Annotated in this window: 12 protein-coding genes; 6 read left to right on the forward strand and 6 right to left on the reverse strand. The window is 48.5% G+C overall.

The annotated features are described in order from the left end of the window. Positions 1–4833: beta strand repeat-containing protein (locus QUA90_RS09790; RefSeq protein WP_445300098.1), on the forward strand; the 4833-nt coding region annotated here is incomplete at its 5' end. A 654-nt stretch (positions 4834–5487) separates the two neighbouring features. Here QUA90_RS09790 and QUA90_RS09795 read toward each other — a convergent pair. Then, on the reverse strand, positions 5488–6111 hold the full coding sequence (locus QUA90_RS09795; RefSeq protein ID WP_333085179.1) for a GNAT family N-acetyltransferase: 624 nt from the start codon (positions 6109–6111) through the stop codon (positions 5488–5490). 1722 nt (positions 6112–7833) lie between these two features. Here QUA90_RS09795 and QUA90_RS09800 point away from each other — a divergent pair. Next, positions 7834–11358, forward strand: a complete 3525-nt coding sequence (locus QUA90_RS09800) for a response regulator (protein WP_333445211.1) — start codon at positions 7834–7836, stop codon at positions 11356–11358. A 580-nt stretch (positions 11359–11938) separates the two neighbouring features. Beyond that, complete coding sequence (locus QUA90_RS09805; protein ID WP_333445213.1) at positions 11939–12388, forward strand: hypothetical protein; 450 nt, start codon at positions 11939–11941, stop codon at positions 12386–12388. Between the two features lie 218 nt (positions 12389–12606). Here QUA90_RS09805 and pheS read toward each other — a convergent pair whose 3' ends face one another. After that, positions 12607–13611: a phenylalanine--tRNA ligase subunit alpha gene (gene pheS, locus QUA90_RS09810; RefSeq protein WP_333323526.1), complete on the reverse strand. Its 1005-nt coding sequence runs from the start codon at positions 13609–13611 to the stop codon at positions 12607–12609. A gap of 222 nt (positions 13612–13833) precedes the next feature. Here pheS and surE point away from each other — a divergent pair, with 222 nt between their 5' ends. Together surE and QUA90_RS09820 are read left to right on the forward strand one after the other, a co-directional pair. Then, entirely contained in the window at positions 13834–14640 is an 807-nt protein-coding gene (gene surE / locus QUA90_RS09815) for a 5'/3'-nucleotidase SurE (RefSeq protein ID WP_333323524.1), read from the forward strand. 127 nt (positions 14641–14767) lie between these two features. Next, entirely contained in the window at positions 14768–15166 is a 399-nt protein-coding gene (locus QUA90_RS09820; protein WP_333215869.1) for a hypothetical protein, read from the forward strand. Positions 15167–15546: 380 nt separating this feature from the next. Here the strand turns inward: QUA90_RS09820 and QUA90_RS09825 are convergent, their stop codons facing one another. Next, positions 15547–16767, reverse strand: a complete 1221-nt coding sequence (locus QUA90_RS09825; RefSeq protein WP_333383278.1) for an LL-diaminopimelate aminotransferase — start codon at positions 16765–16767, stop codon at positions 15547–15549. Between the two features lie 222 nt (positions 16768–16989). Beyond that, entirely contained in the window at positions 16990–17316 is a 327-nt protein-coding gene (locus QUA90_RS09830; protein WP_190740071.1) for a thioredoxin domain-containing protein, read from the reverse strand. 144 nt (positions 17317–17460) lie between these two features. Between QUA90_RS09830 and QUA90_RS09835 the strand changes: the two genes are divergently transcribed. After that, complete coding sequence (locus QUA90_RS09835) at positions 17461–18216, forward strand: biotin/lipoate A/B protein ligase family protein (protein ID WP_333218258.1); 756 nt, start codon at positions 17461–17463, stop codon at positions 18214–18216. 268 nt (positions 18217–18484) lie between these two features. On the opposite strand, the gene QUA90_RS09840 is transcribed toward QUA90_RS09835, so the two are convergent. Both QUA90_RS09840 and QUA90_RS09845 read right to left on the reverse strand, forming a co-directional pair. After that, positions 18485–19270, reverse strand: coding sequence for a DUF928 domain-containing protein (locus tag QUA90_RS09840; RefSeq protein WP_333445215.1), 786 nt, complete (start codon positions 19268–19270; stop codon positions 18485–18487). A 38-nt stretch (positions 19271–19308) separates the two neighbouring features. Beyond that, entirely contained in the window at positions 19309–21258 is a 1950-nt protein-coding gene (locus tag QUA90_RS09845; protein WP_333445217.1) for an adenylate/guanylate cyclase domain-containing protein, read from the reverse strand. Between the last annotated feature and the right edge of the window lie 55 nt (positions 21259–21313).

Raw genomic sequence — 21313 nt, forward strand, 5'->3', positions numbered from 1 at the left:
CCCACAACACCAACTCCCACACCGACTCCCACAACACCAACTCCCACACCGACTCCCACAACACCAACTCCCACACCGACTCCCACAACACCAACTCCCACACCAACTCCCACAACTCCAACTCCCACACCAACTCCCACAACTCCAACTGACAACCAACCGCCAGTTGCCAAGAATGCCAACTCCAGCCTCGCGCCCAACAGCAGCCAGTTAGTGACAGGATTGGGAGGAAGCGACCCCGACGGGCCGATCGCCTCTTACACGATCAACACCCTGCCCTCACCAGACCAAGCAGTCCTGTTTTTAGGAGATCCAGCCAACGGCGGCGTACCAGTCACAGCAGGTCAAGTCCTGACGCCTCAACAGTTACAGCAACTATTTTTCCAAACGACGGGCAACTTTACAGGAGCAAATTTCACCTACAGCGCCACAGACAACAGCGGCGCCACCAGTCCCGCTACCGCTACTGTCGCGGCCATACTTCCAACTAACAACCAACCGCCAGTTGCCAACAATGCCAACTCCAGCCTCGGACCCAACAGCAGCCAGTTAGTGACAGGATTGGGAGGAAGCGACCCCGACGGGTCGATCGCCTCTTACACGATCAACACCCTGCCCTCACCAGACCAAGCAGTCCTGTTTTTAGGAGATCCAGCCAACGGCGGCGTACCAGTCACACCAGGTCAAGTCCTGACGCCTCAACAGTTACAGCAACTATTTTTCCAAACGAAGGGCAACTTTACAGGAGCCAATTTCACCTACAGCGCCACAGACAACAGCGGCGCCTCCAGTCCCGCTGTCGCTACTGTGGCGGCTATCTTGCGCCCAGTGGCGCCAACTCCCACACCAACACCAACTCCAACTAACAACCAACCGCCATTAGCCAACAATGCCAACTCCCGCCTCGGACCCAACAGCAGCCAGTTAGTGACAGGATTGGGAGGAAGCGACCCCGACGGGTCGATCGCCTCTTACACGATCAACACCCTGCCCTCACCAGACCAAGCAGTCCTGTTTTTAGGAGATCCAGCCAACGGCGGCCAACCAGTGACGCCAGGCCAAGTCCTAACTCCAGCACAGTTGCAGCAACTATTTTTCCAAACGACGGGCAACTTTACAGGAGCAAATTTCACCTACAGCGCCACAGACAACAGCGGCGCCACCAGTCCCGCTACCGCTACTGTCGCGGCCATACTTCCAACGAACAACCAACCGCCAGTTGCCAACAATGCCAACTCCAGCCTCGAACCCAACAGCAGCCAGTTAGTGACAGGATTGGGAGGAAGCGACCCCGACGGGTCGATCGCCTCTTACACGATCAACACCCTGCCCTCACCAGACCAAGCAGTCCTGTTTTTAGGAGATCCAGCCAACGGCGGTGTACCAGTGACACCAGGTCAAGTCCTGACTCCAGAACAGTTGCAGCAACTATTTTTCCAAACGACGGGCAACTTTACAGGAGCCAATTTCACCTACAGCGCCACAGACAACAGCGGCGCATCCAGTCCCGCTGTCGCTACTGTGGCGGCTATCTTGCGGCCTGTTTCGCCAATTCCCACACCAACTCCAACTCCAACTGACAACCAGCCGCCATTAGCCAACAATGCCAACTCCCGCCTCGGACCCAACAGCAGCAGGTTAGTCACGGGATTGGGAGGAAGCGACCCCGACCCCGACGGGTCGATCGTCTCTTACACCATCAACACCCTGCCCTCACCAGACCAAGCAGTCCTGTTTTTAGGAGATCCAGCCAACGGCGGTGTACCAGTGACACAAGGTCAAGTCCTGACTCCTCAACAGTTGCAGCAACTATATTTCTTCACGACGGGCAACTTTACAGGAGCCAATTTCACCTACACCGCTACAGACAACAGCGGTGCTATCAGTCCAGTCGCTACCGCTAGTGTGGCTGGACTGATAGGGCCCACACCAACTCCAACTCCAACGAACAACCAACCGCCAGTTGCCAACAATGCCAACTCCAGCCTCGGACCCAACAGCAGCAGGTTAGTTACAGGATTGGGAGGAAGCGACCCCGACCCCGACGGGTCGATCGCCTCTTACACCATCAACACCCTGCCGCCAGCGGCCCAAGGAGTCCTGTTTTTAGGAGATCCAGCCAACGGCGGCGTACCCGTGACACCCGGTCAAATCCTGACACCGGAACAGCTAGGACAACTATTTTTCCAATCCACAGGTAGCTTTACCGGAGCAACTTTCAGCTACAGCGCCACAGATAGCAACGGCGCTACCAGTTCCCTGGCTACCGCAACTCTCGGTGCCACAGGAGCAACTCCCACACCAAATCCCCTAAACTTACCGCCAGTAACCAACAATGCTAATTTCACGGTAGAGCCCAACAGCAGCGCGCGGGTGCCGGGATTGGGAGGAAGTGACCCCGATGGGTCGATCGCCTCTTACACCATCAACACCCTGCCGCCAGCGGCCCAAGGAATCCTGTTTTTAGGAGATCCAGCCAACGGCGGAGTAGCCGTGACACCAGGTCAAGTTTTGACACCGGAACAAATAGGACAACTATTTTTCCAATCCACCGGCGACTTTACCGGTGCCAATTTCAGCTACAGCGCCACAGATAACAGCGGCGCTACCAGCCCCGCCACTGCTACAGTTGCCGCTATCTCCCCGACTTCCAACCAACCGCCATCGATTAACAATGTTAACTTCACGGTTCCGACTAACGGCATCGTGCAGGTGTTGGGATTGGGAGGAAGTGACCCCGATGGGTCGATCGTCTCTTACACCATCACCAGAGTCCCCCCAGCCAACCAAGGAGTCCTGTTCCTATCAGATTCAGTCAACGGCGACATACCCGTGACAGTCGGTCAAGTTTTGACTCCGGCACAAATAGGACAACTATTTTTCGTAGCCACAGTTGACTTTAACGGAGCAACTTTCAGCTACACCGCCACCGACAACCTCGGCAAAGTCAGCCCCGCTAGCGCTACTGTTGCTGCTATCTTGAGGCCAGTTGGAACAGTTCCCCCACTCATACCTACACCCACACCAACGCCGGCATCGCCGATCATCTCAAATCCGATCGCCGAAACAGATACCAACTGTCAATGTTCGCCCATTATTGAAAAACCGGGAATTAACTTTGCGCCTCCGCAGCAACCACCCGCAGTTGGCTTTGTCCGGCCTATTTCACAATTTTCAGAGGGACAAACCACCAAAGGAACCGACGGCGATGACTTGATCGTAGACACCAAAGGCAACCAAAAAATCTTCGGTTTTGAAGGCAACGATCTGCTTTTAGGTGAAGACGGCGCGGACGAAATTTACGGCAACGAAGACAATGACACGATTTTTGGGGGCATTGACACCGATATTGTTTACGGAGACGAGGGCAACGATATCGTATTTGCAGGCAAACAGAACGACTGGATTGCCGGCGACTTAGGCTCTGACAGCCTGTTTGGAGATCTAGGTGCCGATACGATTTTGGGAGACAACGGCAACGATAACTCCAGCAGTGCTCAGAACAATGGCGATTTGATCTTCGGAGGCAACGGTGCAGACCTGATTAACGGCAACGAGGGCGACGATACCATCCATACCGGCAAAGGTGACGATATTGCCCTTGGAGGTAAAGAAAATGACTTAATTTGGGGCGAACTCGGCTCCGATACGTTGTTTGGTGGCATCGGCTCCGACAGCTTGTTTGGGGGCATCCGCGACCAAAAGGCTAGCGACTCCCAGGGACGCGACTTGCTGTACGGAGGCTTCGGTAACGACTTCCTCAACGGCCAACAAGGAAACGATACGCTGGTTGCAGGGAAAGATAACGATCGCGCTTACGGAGGTAAAGGCAATGACATCATCTACGGTCAATTAGGGTCCGATACCCTCTACGGCGGCCAAGGAGCCGATACTCTGCTCGGCGACAGTGGCAGTTCCCAGTCAATCGGGGATATCGGGGAACAAGACTTAATCTTTGCCGACGGTGGCAACGATATCATTGGCGGCGGTCACGGTAATGATACCGTGCAAGCAGGTAAAGGCAATGATTGTGTTTGGGGTGGCAAAGATCATGACCTGATTTGGGGCGAACTTGGCTCTGATACCCTTGTGGGCGACAGCGGCGACGACACCATGTACGGCGGTGCTCGAAGTCGAGTTCAAGATGTTGGCGGCCAGGACTTGCTCTTTGGTGGCATCGGTGCTGATGTGCTGTTCGGCGATGAGGGTGACGATACTATCAGTGGCGGTGAAGACAACGACTTGATTTACGGCGGCAAAGCTAACGACCTCATACACGGAGATCGGGGTGACGACTTGATTTACGGCGGTGACGGCAGCGATGAGATCTGCGGTGACGAGGGCAACGATACCATCTATGGCGATCGTGCTGATAACCGGGGTGTCTCGGTGGCCGCAAACGACCAGCAAGACTGCATCAACGGCGGTGAGGGCGATGACTTGCTTTACGGCAACGAAGGCCAAGATACTATCAACGGAGATGCTGGCAGCGATACCTTGATTGGTGGTAAAGATAACGACCTTCTCAATGGGGGCGCTGGAGATGACTGGCTGTTTGGCGACTTGGGCGAAGATACTTTAATTGGAGGTATTGGGAGCGCTCAATTTGTGTTGAATGGTGAGGGCGGCACTGATACTGTCATTAACTTCGAGGTAGGCGTCGATAAGTTTGTTTTGACCGACGGGCTGAGTTTCCAGCAGTTGCAATTTAGCGCCACTCCGAACGGTACGTTGCTGCGAGTAGCAGGAACCGATCGGGTTTTAGCGAATCTGGTTGGGGTTAACGGGGCGATCGGCTCCTCGGATTTCCTACCAAATCTCTCTGAACTCTAGAATTGGCGGCGAAAGTCTCCTGTTCCGACGAACAAAACGCCACAGCAGATCAGAACTTCTGTGGCGTTCCTCACCCTACTCAATCCGGGTTAGAAACTGTGTTGCACTCGGCCCTTGACATCGCTCTTACAGTTGCCTTTTGTCCCTCTCTAAAATGCTAAAAAATAAAGGTGTCTTCAACCCGGATTTGGTATAATATCAAATCTGGTAGCCTTGGGCTTATTCATAAATCTCTTATTATCGGCGTAAATCAGCTTCAATCCCTTGTCCGGGGCGGTTAATGAATTTTCTTTTTTTTACCGCAGATGTGGGCAGATAAACACAGATTAACGCAGATTAATTCGATTAATTCCTGTTGCAGCGTCCGTGATTCTTGACGGGATTTTACGCCCGACGAGGCTACCGGATTTGATATAATTTTGTATGGGTTTTTCAGGTGGTCTCAGGTACACAAGGCTTGGTAGCTCAAGTGTTTACTACCAACTAATTGTAGTGTGTTGTGCGCTCGGGCTTAAGAGCAAACTAAAATTTATCACTAATTCCCCATTCCCATTCCATTGATTCACAATTCGGAAGTAAAAGATACACGGATAGCTATTTTTTCCTTTTTCTTGGCGAAGCCCCAATTCCCCATGATCAATTCAAATAGTTAGCTTAGGATAGCGAAATCTGCTTGCGTAAAAACAGGCGGCGCGGCTGGCCGAACAGCCAACCAGTCCAATTCCAATCCACCTGTTGCAAGCGATAGCCGGCCTGATAGTACAACTGTCGCGCCGGGTGATTATTTTCCAGAACGTGGAGGTAAATCTCAGAAAATCCCCATTCTTTGGCGGTCTCCTCGCAGTTGCTGAGCAATTGTTGAGCAACTCCCTGGCGCCGATAATCCGGGTGAACGGCTAAATTCGACAAATAAGGATAGTCAGAACTAGGGATTTGCCAAGGAAAGCGAGAACGCAAAGCCATTTCTACTGTTCCTGCCATACGCTGAGCTCGGTGCGATCGATAATTCTGTGTTCCCTCCTCGCGCGAGACTAGCTCAGCAACCAGACAAATGTAATGTTCTGCCTTAGAACGCAGTCGATTTTTTAAATCTTCGTAAATGCCCAAACGCAACACTGGATACACCCATTCTACCAACCCCTCGCGGGAGTGAAAGCTCATGGCTAAAATATCAGCTAGCTGCGTTAAGTCGTTGGGCACAGCGACCCGGATCGAAAAACCAGAAAGTCCGGGAGTTTGTTGTTGGTGAGATGGTGAGGAAAAAAATGAAGGATTCACAATGCCAGGCCACTATATTAATTTTTTTTACGCGGGTTTCTAAGCTACCCTCTTAGAAAATTCACTGATGTTATACTGATCTTATAACGTAACTTATAGGCATAGTTTATTAGCCAGATTAAATTATATTTTTTGGTGCTTGACTTTAAGTACCATTTGAGGTAAATGGAAAATTTTTAGCATTTAATACTCTAGTTATGAAAAAATAAAACTCATCCCCTAATACTAGATTTGTGGATAAGCTATTTTGCCTTTAAATTGAAGCTTGATCCCTGGCTTTCGGCCGGCATCAGAAGAGTTTAAGTAAACAGTAGCTTACAAATTAAATGCGCGACAGCTTAGCGGGCAAGGTATTAAAAACAATCACAAAGGTTTTAACGTCAGGTTCCCGGAATCCTACCGATCTCTGCTTACGGAAATACCCGATCGAATATAATTTATCCGTCCAGCGGTAGTAGAAAAACTCCACGACTTACCATACTAACACCGGGTACGATCGCGCGTCGGATGTTCGCCGCCGCCCCCCCGGCTTGGCACCCTAGTTTTCAGCAGTTCTGGGCTATCCATCGCCCGTCCCCCATGGAACCGGCCTTACCTGTTGAGCTAGGGGGTACTTTCCCAACTTCCAATTTAAATTTGGATGCCTGGAAACAGTCAGCAGGGGTTTTCCCCGTCGGTTCGATACTCTGCTGCGCGCGATGAGACCTTAAAAACCTCGATCGAGCTGATTGACCCTGCCCAAAAACCGATACAAGCCACCGACACTCGTCGGGGACTGATCAAAATTTTAGACCCTAGTTCAAGCTCCCCGATTCATCTGTGGAGTAAATCTAAAATCTAAAACCTAAAATCTAAAATCGACTGATCGGTTTCCACAGAGTACATCCCTAGCTAAGATTAACAGATGGATGCTCTAGCTTGCGGTGTTTCGCCGCAGTAATTGGCTTGGGCGTTAATCTGCAGGACGCACAAAAAATGCCGAGATCGGGGAAAAAAATGCAAGTCTAACTAAAATGGTACAGCAATTGCGTCACTCCCACAGACACCTCTGTGGTCTGTCAGCCACCCCCGAATATCAGTCAGGGGCTCGGCGCCGGATTGTGGTCGGTATCCTTGGCTGACTGTTAAAGTTGCTATTACTTGTGGGAAAAAACACAGGCGAAGATGTTGGTTGTCTATTCTATCTTGCTGCGGGCAGCTTTCACATACCAAATAAAATAGTCCCAGGAGCCAGAAGCAAACATAAATTTGGCAAATCAACTCACAATCAGGACGGTTATTCCTATGTATTCTGAGAAATCCAGACGGCAGTTAAAATAGCCAGATTTGTGTTTGCTCTCCGGCTGCATAAAGGTAAGGGGTGAAGGAAAATTATCGGGAGACGAGTTTATGTGAATATCATTAAATAATAAAATTGGGGTGCACGACAGATAACTGTGGCTCAGAAGAATTCCGAATTGAAAACCCAGACATCAAAAATCAAGGTTGATGCTTGCCTCGCACACTCACAACAACTTCATATCGACGAATTATTGTGATACCTTTTTCCCAAAATAATGGCACTCTAGGCAAAATCCCAACCCTTATGTCATCAGTCATTCGCAATCGAAAATCGAAAATCGAAAATCGAAAATGGTATGACTTCAGCAATTTAAATCGGCGAATTCTTCCTTTAATCAGACTTATTAAATCGAACAGCCCCGGGGCACAGGAGAACGGTGCATGAATTCCCAAGAAAATCCTAAGCTAAAAATTCTGATCGTCGATGACGAACCAGATAACCTCGACTTGCTTTACCGCACCTTTCATCGAGACTACAAAGTGCTCAGAGCCGAATCAGGCCCGGCTGCGCTCGAAATTTTGGCAAAAGAGGGAGAAGTTGCGGTGATTATCTCCGACCAGCGAATGCCAAAAATGAGCGGTACGGAGTTTCTCAGCCTGACCGCGGCTCAGTACCCCGACGTGATCCGAATTATTTTAACTGGCTATACGGATGTTGAAGATTTAGTTGAAGCTATTAACGCTGGCAAAGTATTTAAATACGTTACCAAGCCTTGGGATGCTCAAGAGCTGATCAATCTTGTCAGTCAAGCTGTTGAGACTCACAATCTTCTGAAAACGCGCACCAATGAACTGCGCCGTGCTTTGAGCCAAGAATCGCTGCTTTATGCCGTTACCAATACTATCCGATCGGCTCCCAATTACCAGCAAATGCTGCAAAGAATTGTGGAAACTGTCGGGCAGATGTTTGAGGTGAGTTGCTGTCTGCTGCGGCCGTTCCAAGACGGCCGGGTGGCCGATGAGTGGTTCGTTTACCAAAAGGCAGAAACTAAAGGGTTGCGGGGCGATGAGGAAGCAATGCCCGGTGATGCTTCTGCTGCCGAACTCTCGCCCGATTTGCTGCCGGATTTGGTTTGGGAAACTCTGGATGTGGAGGTGATTCAAGATGCCCAAACTGACGATCGAGTTTTAAACTGGGATAATCCGCAACGACAACAGGCTTACGAAGCTGCGAATATTCGATCGAGCTTGATCGTACCGCTGTTTTACAAAATCGAACTGATGGCAGTCTTGGCGCTGCACCAGTTTGAGGAACCGCGCCAGTGGCAAGACCACGAGGTACAGTTGGTAATTACGGTGGCAGACCAAGCGGCTTTGGCGCTTTCTCAAGCCCGGGCTTACGAACAGGTGCGGGCGCTGGCCAAGCGCGAGGCCTTAGTCAATACTATTACTACGGCAATTCGATCGAGTCTCGATCCCCAAAATATTTTTGCAGCCATTACTCAACAACTCGGCCAAGCTTTGCAAGTTGACGGCTGCGCCCTATCTCTGTGGACTGAAGATGATGAATACGTCCAATGCGTGGGGCTATACGACACAGATAGGGATACCGTGGCTGTAGAACAGGGTTTTATTGACAATCCAGAAGTAGTTGTGAACTCTCTGGGCTACGAGACGGCTTCTGGCGATGCTGCTGAGAACACTCGCGCCTGGGTTTTTGCCCATCCTTCTTTGCCACAGTCTTTGGTGCCGATTCGAGGCAATCCGCTGTTGTTGCAAGTTATGGTATCAAAAGAGCCGGTGGCGATCGAAGATCTCGACGAACACCCCGAGTTAAATGTTACAGAACTGCAAGTTCGATCGCCAGCCCGCGCCCTGTTAGTCGTTCCCTTACTCTCAGAAGGCAAAATCATCGGCAGCATTTCCCTGCGCCAAAATCACACCATCCGCCGCTGGAACATCTCAGACATTGACCTGGCTCAAATAGTCGCAACTCAAGCTGCTCTAGCCGTGCAGCAGTCGCGCCTCTACCAGACTACCAGACAGCAGGCAGAAAGGCTTTTGGAAGCCGATCGGCTCAAAACCGAATTTTTCCAAAATATCTCCCACGAGTTCCGCACCCCTTTAACTCTAACTATCGGCCCTCTGGAATCAGCTTGTAGACGCAAAGAAGACTTACCCTACGAACAAGCCGTAATCGCTTTGCGTAATTCCCGTCGCCTCCTGCGCTTGGTAAATCAACTGCTGGACTTGCAGCGGCTCGATGCCGGACGGATGCAGCCGAGTTTTCGCCCCTGCGATTTGGTCGGTTTCTGTTACTCTACCGCAGAGTCGTTCCGCGCCTACTGCGAGAAAAAAGGACTGCACTTAATTACCCAACTGCAAGAATGTCCTTTACTTTATTTGGACCTGGAAAGATTTGACAAAGTTATTTACAACCTGCTATCAAATGCTGTTAAATTCACCCCAGAAGGCGGAACTATCACCCTGAAAGTTGAATCGGCCGGCGCTCACTGCTTGTTGCAAGTAAAAGACACCGGTATCGGCATTCGCACCGAACAAATTCCCTATTTATTCGAGCGGTTTCACCAAGCCGAAGGCTCAGCTAGCCGTTCCTACGAAGGCAGCGGCTTAGGTTTGGCACTTGTCAAAGAATTAGTCGAACTCCACGGCGGTCAAATTTCAGTTGAATCAGTTTACGGCGAAGGTACTACTTTTACCGTTTGGCTGCACTTCGGTTCGACTCACTTGCCCCCGGAACAGGTACTAGAAATACCTGCGGAGTTTCACTCATCCAAAGCAGCGGTGGAACTGGCTGATGTGGAAGCGGATTTATCGGAAAATGAGGCAGAAAATCATAACTTTGATGCGCTCCAACCGATCAAATCAGAAACAGCAGTGGGAACGGTTTTGGTGGTTGACGACAATCCTGATTTGCGCTTTTATGTGTCGGCAATTCTGCGAGATTCCGGCTTTGCAGTTTTGCTCGCCCGCAACGGAGAAGAAGGATTTGCCGTGGCTAAAAAACGTCGCCCTAATTTAATTATAACTGATTTGATGATGCCTTTGATTTCGGGCTTGGATTTGATTAAGATGATTCGAGAGGATGAGGAATTGCAGGGAACTCCGGCAATTTTACTGACTGCTAAAGCCGATGAAGATACTCGAATTGAAGGAGTAGAACGGGGTGCGGATGCTTATTTGTCCAAGCCTTTTAACGATCGAGAATTGTTGGCGGAAGTGCGGAATTTGATCGCCCTCAAACAAAACGAGCGCCGAGTGCAGCAGTTGAACAGTTATTTAACTGAGTCGGTGCTGCGCCGATTTTTGCCGCCGGCGATGGTGAAGGCTGCAGCGGCTGGAGATTTGGCCTTGGATTTGCGCCCGGAACCGCGATTGATTACTATTTTGTTTAGCGATATTGTCGGTTTTACTCAAATGGCAAATACGCTGCGCTCGCGCCGGGTAGCTGAGCTGTTGAATGAATATTTGGCGGCAATGACTAAGGCTATTTTTGACAGTGGCGGTACGGTGGACAAGTTTGTTGGAGATGCGGTAATGGCTTTCTTTGGCGCGCCGGAGGAACTAACGCCTAATGAGCAAGTACGCCGCGCTGTGGCTGCTGCTGACCAAATGCTGCGAGCTCTGAAGGAGCTTAACAAGGGCTGGTTGGAGCAGGGAATTGTTGGGGAAAATGGCGTGCCTCCGGTGCGGTTTCGCTGCGGAATTCACCAGGGTACTGCGGTGGTGGGGATGTTTGGCGGCCCTGATCGATCGGATTATACTGCGATCGGGCCGAGCGTGAATATTGCCGCCCGCTTGCAAGAGGTGACGGAACCAAACACGGTGCTAATTTCGGCGGCGGTGGCAGATTATGTTGAGGAAAATCGCATTGTTAAATATAAGCCTTTGAAACTAAAGGGAATTGATGAAACGGTATTGACTTTTTTACTAAATTGTGATTAGTCATTATAAGTATTATATGTTGATATCCCACGCACAATTTCGGGAACAACCTATTCCTAAATAAGTAGATGAGCGGCAAAATATCTATGTAGTCCAAAGCGATAGTCACTCGGTGAAACGCTCCTTAGCAGCGATATTTTATGAAAACAATCGCCCGATTGATGATAGCTTGATAGTCGGTGACATACTAAAGTTTATGTGCACCTACTTACTGACCGTAAACAATGTGTTAAATTTAACTTGAATTACGCTAGTTAATGTTTCTTTACATAAACATAATTTTTTCCGCCTACCTACTTAAGCGCGCGGATCAGCGCTCCGGCTGTGGAGTCAATTGTTTAATCTTTAATCTTTAATCGACTCACCAAAGTTCAAGCTTCCAAATGGCGGCTGGGGAGTCAACTCTACAATCTAAAATCTAAAATCTAAAATCTAAAAGTGAGTGACATTCCTTGCTTGAATCTATCAAAAGACTGAACTTTTTTAACCGATGGCCGACGGATAACCTCTATCTAGAGAACGGTTACGCCGATCGCTCTGATCGAGTAAAAATAGAGTGTCATATCTTGCTTTGTATTCTATGAAACTGAATTATTTTACGAAACGGCTTTCGACTTTAGGGCGCTCGATCGCTGCAACTGTGCTTTGCGTCTGTGCGATGGCCTTCGTCTGGTCTGGTGCGTTCTTCTCCAACACCGCAGCAATGGCTTCTCCTGCTGTAAACTCGATGGCAGCAGAAGCAGATGCGGGCGATGCGGTTCAAGAAAAAGCCAGCAAAGATGCTGGACGAGCCAAGAACTTCATCCGAGATACAGAAGAGAAGGTTAAGGAAACTGCCAAGACAAATGCTGCTAAAGTCGATCGATCATCGGAGGATGGTAGTGTAGTAGAGCGCAAAGCTAAGAAAGATGCGGCCACAATTGAGAAAAGAGCATCGGAAGATTCAGCTCGGACTCAGAAAGCAGTAGATAATACCAAGAATGCTGTCGAGAGCGCTGTTGACAGCATCAAGGGTGTTTTTGGGAAGTAGACAATAAATAAGTAGGTAAGCGCAAAAAAACAATAATATCTTGCGGGGGCTTGTAGGCGCAGCTTTAGCGCTTATCTACAGTAAGGGCGAGTCATCGTTGCAGAACCCGCCCTCTCCCCCAGTAATGTTTATTTGTACTTACTTACTTGAAACTGAAAAATTGATGTAGCTTAAGCAAAATCTCTAGAGGGTTTGTAGAACCGACCCCAAACCATGCTTTAAAATTGCCGCAAAAAACGCAAATCGCTACCATAAACCCGGCGAATGTCGTCGATTTCATAAAGTACCATTGCGAACCGCTCGACTCCAAAACCGGCCGCAAACCCAGTATATTTTTCTGGGTCTAAACCGACTCCTTTAAGAACGTTAGGATCGACTGTTCCGCACCCCAAAACTTCCAGCCATTTGCCGTTCCACTGCAAATCAACTTCGGCGGAAGGTTCGGTAAACGGAAAGTAACTCGTGCGGAAACGAATCGGCAAATCTTGCCCGAACATTTGTCGCAAAAACTCTTTAATTGTGCCTTTCAAGTCAGTAAATGTCAGACCTTCATCAATTGCTAAAAGTTCAATTTGGTGGAAAACTGCGGCGTGAGTAGCATCAACAGTATCGCGGCGGTAAACGCGGCCGGGAGAGACAATCCGAATCGGCGGTTTGTGCTGTTCCATGTAGCGAATTTGCACTGATGATGTCTGAGTCCGCAGCAAGTTGCCGCCTGGTAGGTAAAATGTATCTTGCATATCCCGCGCTGGGTGGTCTGGCGGTGTGTTCAGCGCCTCGAAGTTGTAATAATCTGTTTCCATTTCGGGCCCGTTGGCGACGGTGTAGCCGAGGCCGACAAAGATATCGAGAGCGCGGTCTATGACTGCGTTTAATGGGTGCACGCGGCCGTGGGGGCGAAAAATCCCCGGCATGGTGACATCGATGGTTTCTGAGGCTAATTTTGCTTGGATTTGGGCGGTTTGGAGGGCGGCGCGCTTGTCTTCTAAATCGGCTTGCAGGGCTTCTTTGACTGTATTGGCGATCGCACCTACTTTGGGCCGTTGGTCTGGCGACAGTTTGCCCATCATGCCTAAAATTTGAGAGAGTTGGCCTTTTTTGCCGAGGTAGCCGACGCGCAACTGTTCGAGTTGTTCGAGGGTATTGGCAGTGGCGATCGCACTTTTGGACTCTTGGCCGAGGGTTTCTAGTTGAGTTTCAATGTCGCTTAGCTGGACAGTCATTTTGATTTTAGATTTTAGATTTTAGATTTTAGATTGATGGCAGTTTTGGGCCAAGTTGAGTTTAGCGCAATTTTGGCTCTACAGCTTGTTGATTTTAGATTTTAGATTTTAGATTTTAGATTTTCGGCAGTTACGGATAATTTGTAATAGGGAATTCGATGTTAGAGCGATCGCGCTAGTTGAATCTAGTTTAGTATTGTTATAAGGCTTATAAAAATTTCAATGAAACTTTTAATTAGCAACGACGACGGCATCTTTGCACAAGGCATCCGCAGCCTCGCCAACGCTCTCGCCGACGCTGGCCACGACGTGAGCGTAGTTTGTCCCGACAGAGAGCGTTCTGCTACCGGCCACGGCCTTACTCTGCACCAACCCATCCGCGCCGAAATAGTCGAATCTATTTTTGATCCCGCAGTCCAAGCTTGGGCCTGTTCGGGCACTCCCGCCGACTGCGTGAAACTTGCTTTGTGGGCTTTACTTGACAAACCGCCGGATTTTGTTCTTTCCGGTATCAACCACGGGCCCAATTTAGGCACGGATATCATCTGTTCGGGTACGGTTTCGGCCGCAATGGAAGGAATTATGGAAGGGATTCCCAGCATTGCTTTCAGCCTCGCCAGCTTTACTTCGCAGGAATTTGGGCCGGCGGTGGATTTCGCTGTCAGCTTGCTGGCACAGTTGGAAAAACAGCCAATGGCGAAACCGATGCTGTTGAATGTCAACATACCAGCAGTCACACAAGCAGAAATTACCGGAGTTGCGATCGCCCGTCAAGGCATTCGCCGCTATTTCGACATATTTCAAAAGCGCACCGATCCGCGCGGCAAAACTTATTATTGGCTGGCTGGGGAATTGTTAGAAGATGTAGAAGAAATCGCCGATTCGGCGGTGCCGCATGATATTCCTACAGACGTACAAGCTATTCGCGACAACAGAATAACCGTAACTCCTTTGCAATATAATCTCACCTGTGCTCCCGACTTGCACTCGTTGCGGGATTGGCAAGTTGAAGGTTTTCCGAAGCAGTGAGCTCCGATCGACCCGATCGGAGCGGTAAACTAGGAATTAAGGAAAAGTGCCTCTCAAGGTCTATACCTTTGGCGTTAACACAGGCTCCCAATTACTTGTTAGTTTTTTTTACTCAAGAAAAACAGTTATGAACGCTCCTACCTATAACACTCATTCTGTCACTTGCCCGATCTGCAACCGTTCCAGCGTCGTAGGCCCAGTCGGGATGGTCAGTGGACTATTCACTTGTCCCCACTGTCATTCTCATATGGTAATTAGCTGGAGCGGTCATTTTGTGCGCGATCCTTTTAGTCTCAAACAACTGACGGTGGGAAAGATGCTCAGGCGCGAGAGCAGACCGTTAGCTCGCCTTCAGCGGGACTTTGGGCTGGGCAAGCCTTTGCCGCTGATTGCAATTTTGGGCAGTGTGGTCTTTTTCGGGTGTGCGCTCGCCGCTACGGAACAATCGCTACTCCGACAGAATTCACTGCAAGGATTTTTAGAGTGGGTGAGCGGAACTGGTAATTCCCAAGATGTCTCACGTTAACATTTCTTAAAAAAAATTGTGACAGATACTGCGTGCAAATATCTATTCCTTTAGGTATAAATCACACTATTTTAGCAATTGCATCCATCTTGAGCTGCGGGTAAGCACTTAGACGCCGTGCCCTTCTTCCTGTGTCCAAAAACGTCAAAACCCCAGTCCGGCAGGGGTTTTAACCCCTGCCTAAAAGCTCACGTCGGGTGGGCTTAAGTCTCATATCAATTCCGGTTGCACCGGAATTATTGTTGACTGTTGACTGTTGACGGGCGGGTCGAAAAACTGAATGGTTGAGTGTTAACTGTTGACTAGATTTTATTATTCCGATGCAACCGGAAACGATATCACGAGGGTGTTTCGGGTTAAGTTGAGACAGATTACATCGCTCAATTTAGAAACTCAGCAATTTTTCTAACTGCTGTTTCCAAAATTGCTGGCGACTCGACTAAGGCAAATCGCACGTAGCCTTCTCCTGATTTCCCGAAACCGGCACCGGGGGAAGCTGCGACTCCTGTACTCTGTACTAGCTGAGTGCAAAATTTCACGGAATCGTTGGCCCAAGGTTCCGGCAGTTTCGCCCAAACGTACATGGTGGCAGGGGGTACGGGTACTTGCCAGCCGATGCCCTGTAGCGCGTTTACAAAGGCATCCCGCCGTTTTCTGAAGGTTTCTACGCTGGTTCTGACGGTATCTTGAGGGCCTGTTAATGCGGAGATCGCTCCGTTTAAAATCCCTCGATATTGGTTGAAGTCCACTGCGGCTTTTACCTGTCGCAGCGCTGCAATTAGTTCGGAATTGCCGATCGCATATCCGACTCGAAAACCTCCCATACTGTAGGATTTGGATAGTGTAAAAAACTCGATCGCCACACTCTTATCTCTATCGGCCTGAAAAATTGACGGCGCCATCAATTTGCGGTTTTCCTCGATCTCAGAGGGCGGGCACGGGGGCACCGCCCCTACAGAATCGTCAAACACCAAATCCACATAAGGGAAATCGTGAACTAAAACAAGTTGATGTTCCCGACAAAAAGCCACAGCTTTCTCAAAAAAAGCAACCGGGGCGATCGCAGTTGTAGGATTGTGAGGATAGCTCAAAACCATCATCTTCGACTCAGCCAGCACTGCTGTCGGAATATCTTCAAATATCGGCAAAAACGCATTTTCTGCTAATATGGGCATCGGATAAATTTGACCGCCTGCTAAATGCACACCGCCCGCGTGGGAAGGATAGCCGGGATCGAGCAACAAAGCAAAATCTCCAGGGTTGAGTACAGCTAAAGGCATATGCGCCGTGCCTTCTTGGGAACCAATTAACGGCAGCACTTCTGTTTCTGGATTGACTGCAATTCCAAATTTTTGCTCGTACCAAATAGCTGCTGCTTCCCGAAAATCTCTTGTGCCGTTAAATAGCAAATAGCCGTGGGTGCTGGTGTCTGACAGAGAATGTGCGATCGCATCTGTAATATGAGCCGCCGCCGGCAAATCCGAAGAACCCAGAGACAAGTCAATCACATTTTGTCCCGCTGCTCTAGCTTGAGCTTTTGCCCGATCCATATCGGCAAATACATTAAATTGCAGTGGCTCTAAACGTTTAGCAAATTGCATATTTTTTCTAACTTTTGGGGCATATTAATATTTCTTACATGGCTGAATTATTTTTTTTTCATTTTTATGTGCTGCTTTGTAAATTTTTTTTATAACCCCAGAGAGCGCAGAGGGCGCAGATTCAGAGAGGAATATCGAGGAGAAAAGAGAGATATTAAAAAATCTTTTCGATTGCTATAGTTGTGAGTTGGGAGTTGGAAACTCCCGAATCATTTCCAAACTTTATAAGTGAGCGTCCAGCAAACCGACCAAAGTTTGTTTAGTAATGGCTCCCTCGTGAGAAAGCACTACTTCGGCATTTTTAAACAGCCTGAGAGCTGGGACTCCTTCTACTTTATACTGCTTGACAGTATTAGGATTGGGGTCAATTTCCATTTTAACCACTTTCAGCCGATCGCTGTAGTTGGCCGCCACCCAGTCTATCGAAGGCGCGATCAGTTTGCAAGGCCCGCACCAAGTAGCCCAAAAATAGGCAAGCACTGGTTGCTCAGCTTTCAGGACTTCTGTTTCAAATTTTTCGTCGTTAATGACAATTACACTGTTGCTCATGGTTCTGCGATTATTTTTTCTATTTATTTCTAAAGCACCGGCGGGCGTGAAACTTGCATCAACTTAGAAGACAGGCCCAAAAAACTGTTACTAATTTTAAAACATTCTGTGAATTATTGAGTGCAAACTCAGGACTGGGGACGGATGGCTAATTCTGTATGGCGTTTAATTCCACTGTTGTCGGCGTCTGGTAGCGTGCAGATGGCGATCGACCAATGGCTACTGGAACAGCATCTAGCGGGCAAACATCCGCCAACTCTGCGATTTTACACTTGGCAACCGGCGGCGATTTCCTTGGGCTACCACCAGCGCCGATGGCCGGAGTTTTGGCAGCAGTTGTCTTGGCAGGGAATGCCTGTGGAGTTGGTGAGGAGGCCCAGCGGCGGGCGCGCAGTGTTGCATCAAGGGGATTTAACTTATGCAGTTGTGGCGTCGGGATTTGGAAGCAGTCGTATGAAAGCTTATCAGACTATTTGCGAGTTTTTGATTGAGGGTTGGAGGGCGATGGGTTTGGATTTGCAATACGGGGAAGCGGGAAGGGGTTATATTCACAATCCGAATTGTTTTGGTACTGCGACGGGTGCGGATTTAGTTACCGCTGATGGTTGCAAGTTAATTGGTAGCGCGCAATTGCGACGGGGTGATGCTATTTTGCAGCACGGTTCGATGCGTTTGCAGCCGGATGTTAGTTTGTTTTCTCAAGTGTTTGGGGAGGAATTAATTCCTGTGCAGTTACCTCTATCTGAAGGGGGAGATGATTTGATAGCCACTGTAATTGATGTTTTGAGTGCGGTGGCTTGTCGCTGTTTTGAAATTGATTTGGAGGTGCAGCCGCTTTCGGATCAGGAATGGCAGGATATTGGGGAATTAACAAGTAATAAGCTGTTTCACATTTTTTAACCTGCATATTTGGGGGCGGGCTTTCCTGCCACCTTTTGGGAACAGCCAAGATGGCCGTTCCACATATTTCTGGGATAATTATTGTGGGGTATACCGCCTTTTGGGAACAGCCAAGATGGCCGTTCCACAACAAAGAAATTTTATTGTATAACAGCCATCTTGGCTATTACTGATACAAGTGAAAAACTTGTACACTTCTTTTTATTAAAAGTTTTCTGCCTCCTTGCTCTAACGCCACCAAAAAAGTTAAATTTAAATGCAGTAGAGCTTATGGCTGTGGCGGAATTTGAACGATCGGTTCTTGGGCAATTTCGCCCAATTTCACAGAATCCAGCAAGCTTTCCCAATCAGCCTTGAACGTTGTATCATTAGGCTGATCGCGGCGAGCGGCAGCTAGGGTGCTGAGGGCATCTTGCCAAATCCCATTTTCAGCATAAATAACGGTTTTCTGGCGCGGATCTGCCTGATCTAATTGACGGCGGATATCTGCACTGAGTTCAACTCGCCGTACAGTACCGCTTTCGATCTGATCTGCCGATCGGTCTTGAGAGTCGCAAATCACTGTAAAATTCCAACGGTAACTTTTGCCTAATTCCAAGGGCGGCGCATTTTTGTTAGCGGGGATACTAACGCCGATCACCCCTGATAAATTGCTAATTGTGAGATCCTGTTTATAAATCTCCTTGCCGCTTTGATCTTGTAGGATAAATTCGGCTGATTCCGCCTCTGTTTTAGGCAAGTAGAAAAAGAACGTTGGATAGTCGGAAACAGTCCGTCCGATCTTATTTTTAGGCACTAAGGCTGTGAGACCTAGCTGACTAATGCTCGCGCAGCCACCGCGCACAGGCCGTCTCGGTTGAGTGGGGGGCCAATTATCTATATCTTCAGTAGGCGGAATGAAGCGCGGCCCTCCCGGTATAGGGTTGGGTGGGCGGTCAGGTGTGTTTATGCTGGGCTGTCCCACAACTGCCAATTGAGAAATGTTAAGTGTGGCTATCAATACTATTGAGCCAACTGATATCAGATTGATGAGAAACTTAGTAATTGTTTTCATATTAACTCCATGAATTTGTAGGGAGATATTCTCTCTTTTTATTTCTTTTTCCTTCCCAAAATCCGGTAGACATTAACTTTTTGTTCCCTGCCTCTTAACGGTAAAGGTCCCCAAGATTCTACCTCAAATTTGTCCGCCAGATACAGAAAGGTTTCTTCTGCAATCAATATCCGGCAAGTGTCCTCTTGCCGATCCTTTTCGCAGCTTTCCAGGCGAGAGGCAATATTTACGCTGTCGCCGATCACTCCATATTCTAAACGGGTTGTACCTCCCAGACTACCCACCATCACAGGCCCTGTAAAGATGCCTACTCGCATTTTTACTGTCGGTAAACCGCGATCAAGCCAATTTTGATTCATTTCTGGCAAGCGCGAACTTATAGCTAAAGTGGAAGATACGGCAAGGCGAGCATCTTCTGCAATTTCTTCTGCAGTGGTGCGGGGAATGGGTACGCCAAATACTGCCAGCATTCCATCTCCGGTAAATTTATTAATTACCCCTTGATGTGCTTGGACTTCTTGAGCCATTGCTGATAAATACTCATTTAACCAACTCATTACCACTTCTGGCGCGAGTTTTTCGGAGATTGTACTAAAACCCTGCACGTCGGTGAGGACGATCGTAGCAGTAACTTTTTGCCCTGGCAATAAGCCTGATTCGAGCAGATGGACGCGCTCTTTCCACAAGGCATTTGCGATCGCGGGTGAAGTTTGTTGTCCTAATAATTTCATCACAATCCCTTGCTGTTGCCTCGACTGCTCGTATTTATAGGTAACTGCGACTCCTGCGGTGATTAAAAGGGCAAGGGCTGGAGCAATTAGAGGTATCCACCCCTGTTGTAGGAAGAGGAAAAAGGTGAATCCGAATAATGAGCCGCAAGCTACGATCGCGATCGCGATCAAATTCAGCGCTTTTTCTAGCCGCCAAGCTAAACAGCCACCCACTGCACTCCAAACCACAATCCAGAGGATTTCTTGCCATTCATCCCAATACCAAAATAGCCCTTGGCCGTCTAAAACTGCACTGAGAATTTGGCTGGTGGCCGTTGCGTGAATTAATACCCCAGGCGTCGGGATATTACCGTTTTTAGTAGCGCTGTAAGGGGTAGAAAAAATATCTTTTACAGTTGGGGCTGTCACCCCGATTAAGACTATTTTACCTTTTACCAATTTGGGGTCAACTTTGCCCTCCAAAACTTGAGTTATGGTCACGGTTTCTGCTATCTTTTTAGGAGAGCGGTAATTGAGCAATATTTGATAGCCTTGGGCAGGAATGTTCTGATAACCTCCTGAGTTCGATCGTAACTTATAAAATACTGTTTTATCTACTATAAATTCATTGTCTTCTGTGGCTTTAGATTCTATTTTTTTGCTATCAAAATATGCAAAAGCTAGCCGGGAGGGAAATGAATAAAACGTGTTTTTACCATCGCCAATAGACATCACATTACGACGCACTATACCATCTGGATCGAGATACAAATCGTTAAATCCTACCCGCTTGTCTGGTATGTTGGGAGGTGCCTGCACTCGATCGTACTTTAAGGAACCGATGAAGGTAATGGGAAATACTTTGGGGTTTTTCAGTTGAGTTGCTAATTCTGCACTCCCCGGTTCGTAGGCAATATCACGAATTATATCGAGACCAATAGCTCTGGGTTCCAAACGCGCTATTTCGGCGATCGCTTTTGCTAAAACGCGATCGGAAATTGGCCATCTGTTTAAAGCACTAATGTCCCGATCGGTGATTTCAACTATCAGCAACCTGGGGTCAGGGCCCCGATCGGGGCGCAACTGCACCATGAGGTCGTAAGCATTTAATTCTAGTGGCTGCAACCCGCCTAAATGCCTCACTCCCAATAGAGTTCCGGTCACGACAATCCAGATAATAGCAACAGGTTGCAAGCCAGCGTTGGGGAATAAATGAGTTAAATTTTTCCCAAGTCCCTCCGCAAATTTATGATAAATTCTCTTAAAGAATTGGGGCATAAAATTTAGTGTTTCAACCCTGAGTCACAAAGTATGCTACATCTTAACTGATCGC

It is taken from the genome of Microcoleus sp. D3_18_C4 (assembly GCF_036702355.1).
Lineage (GTDB): Bacteria > Cyanobacteriota > Cyanobacteriia > Cyanobacteriales > Microcoleaceae > Microcoleus.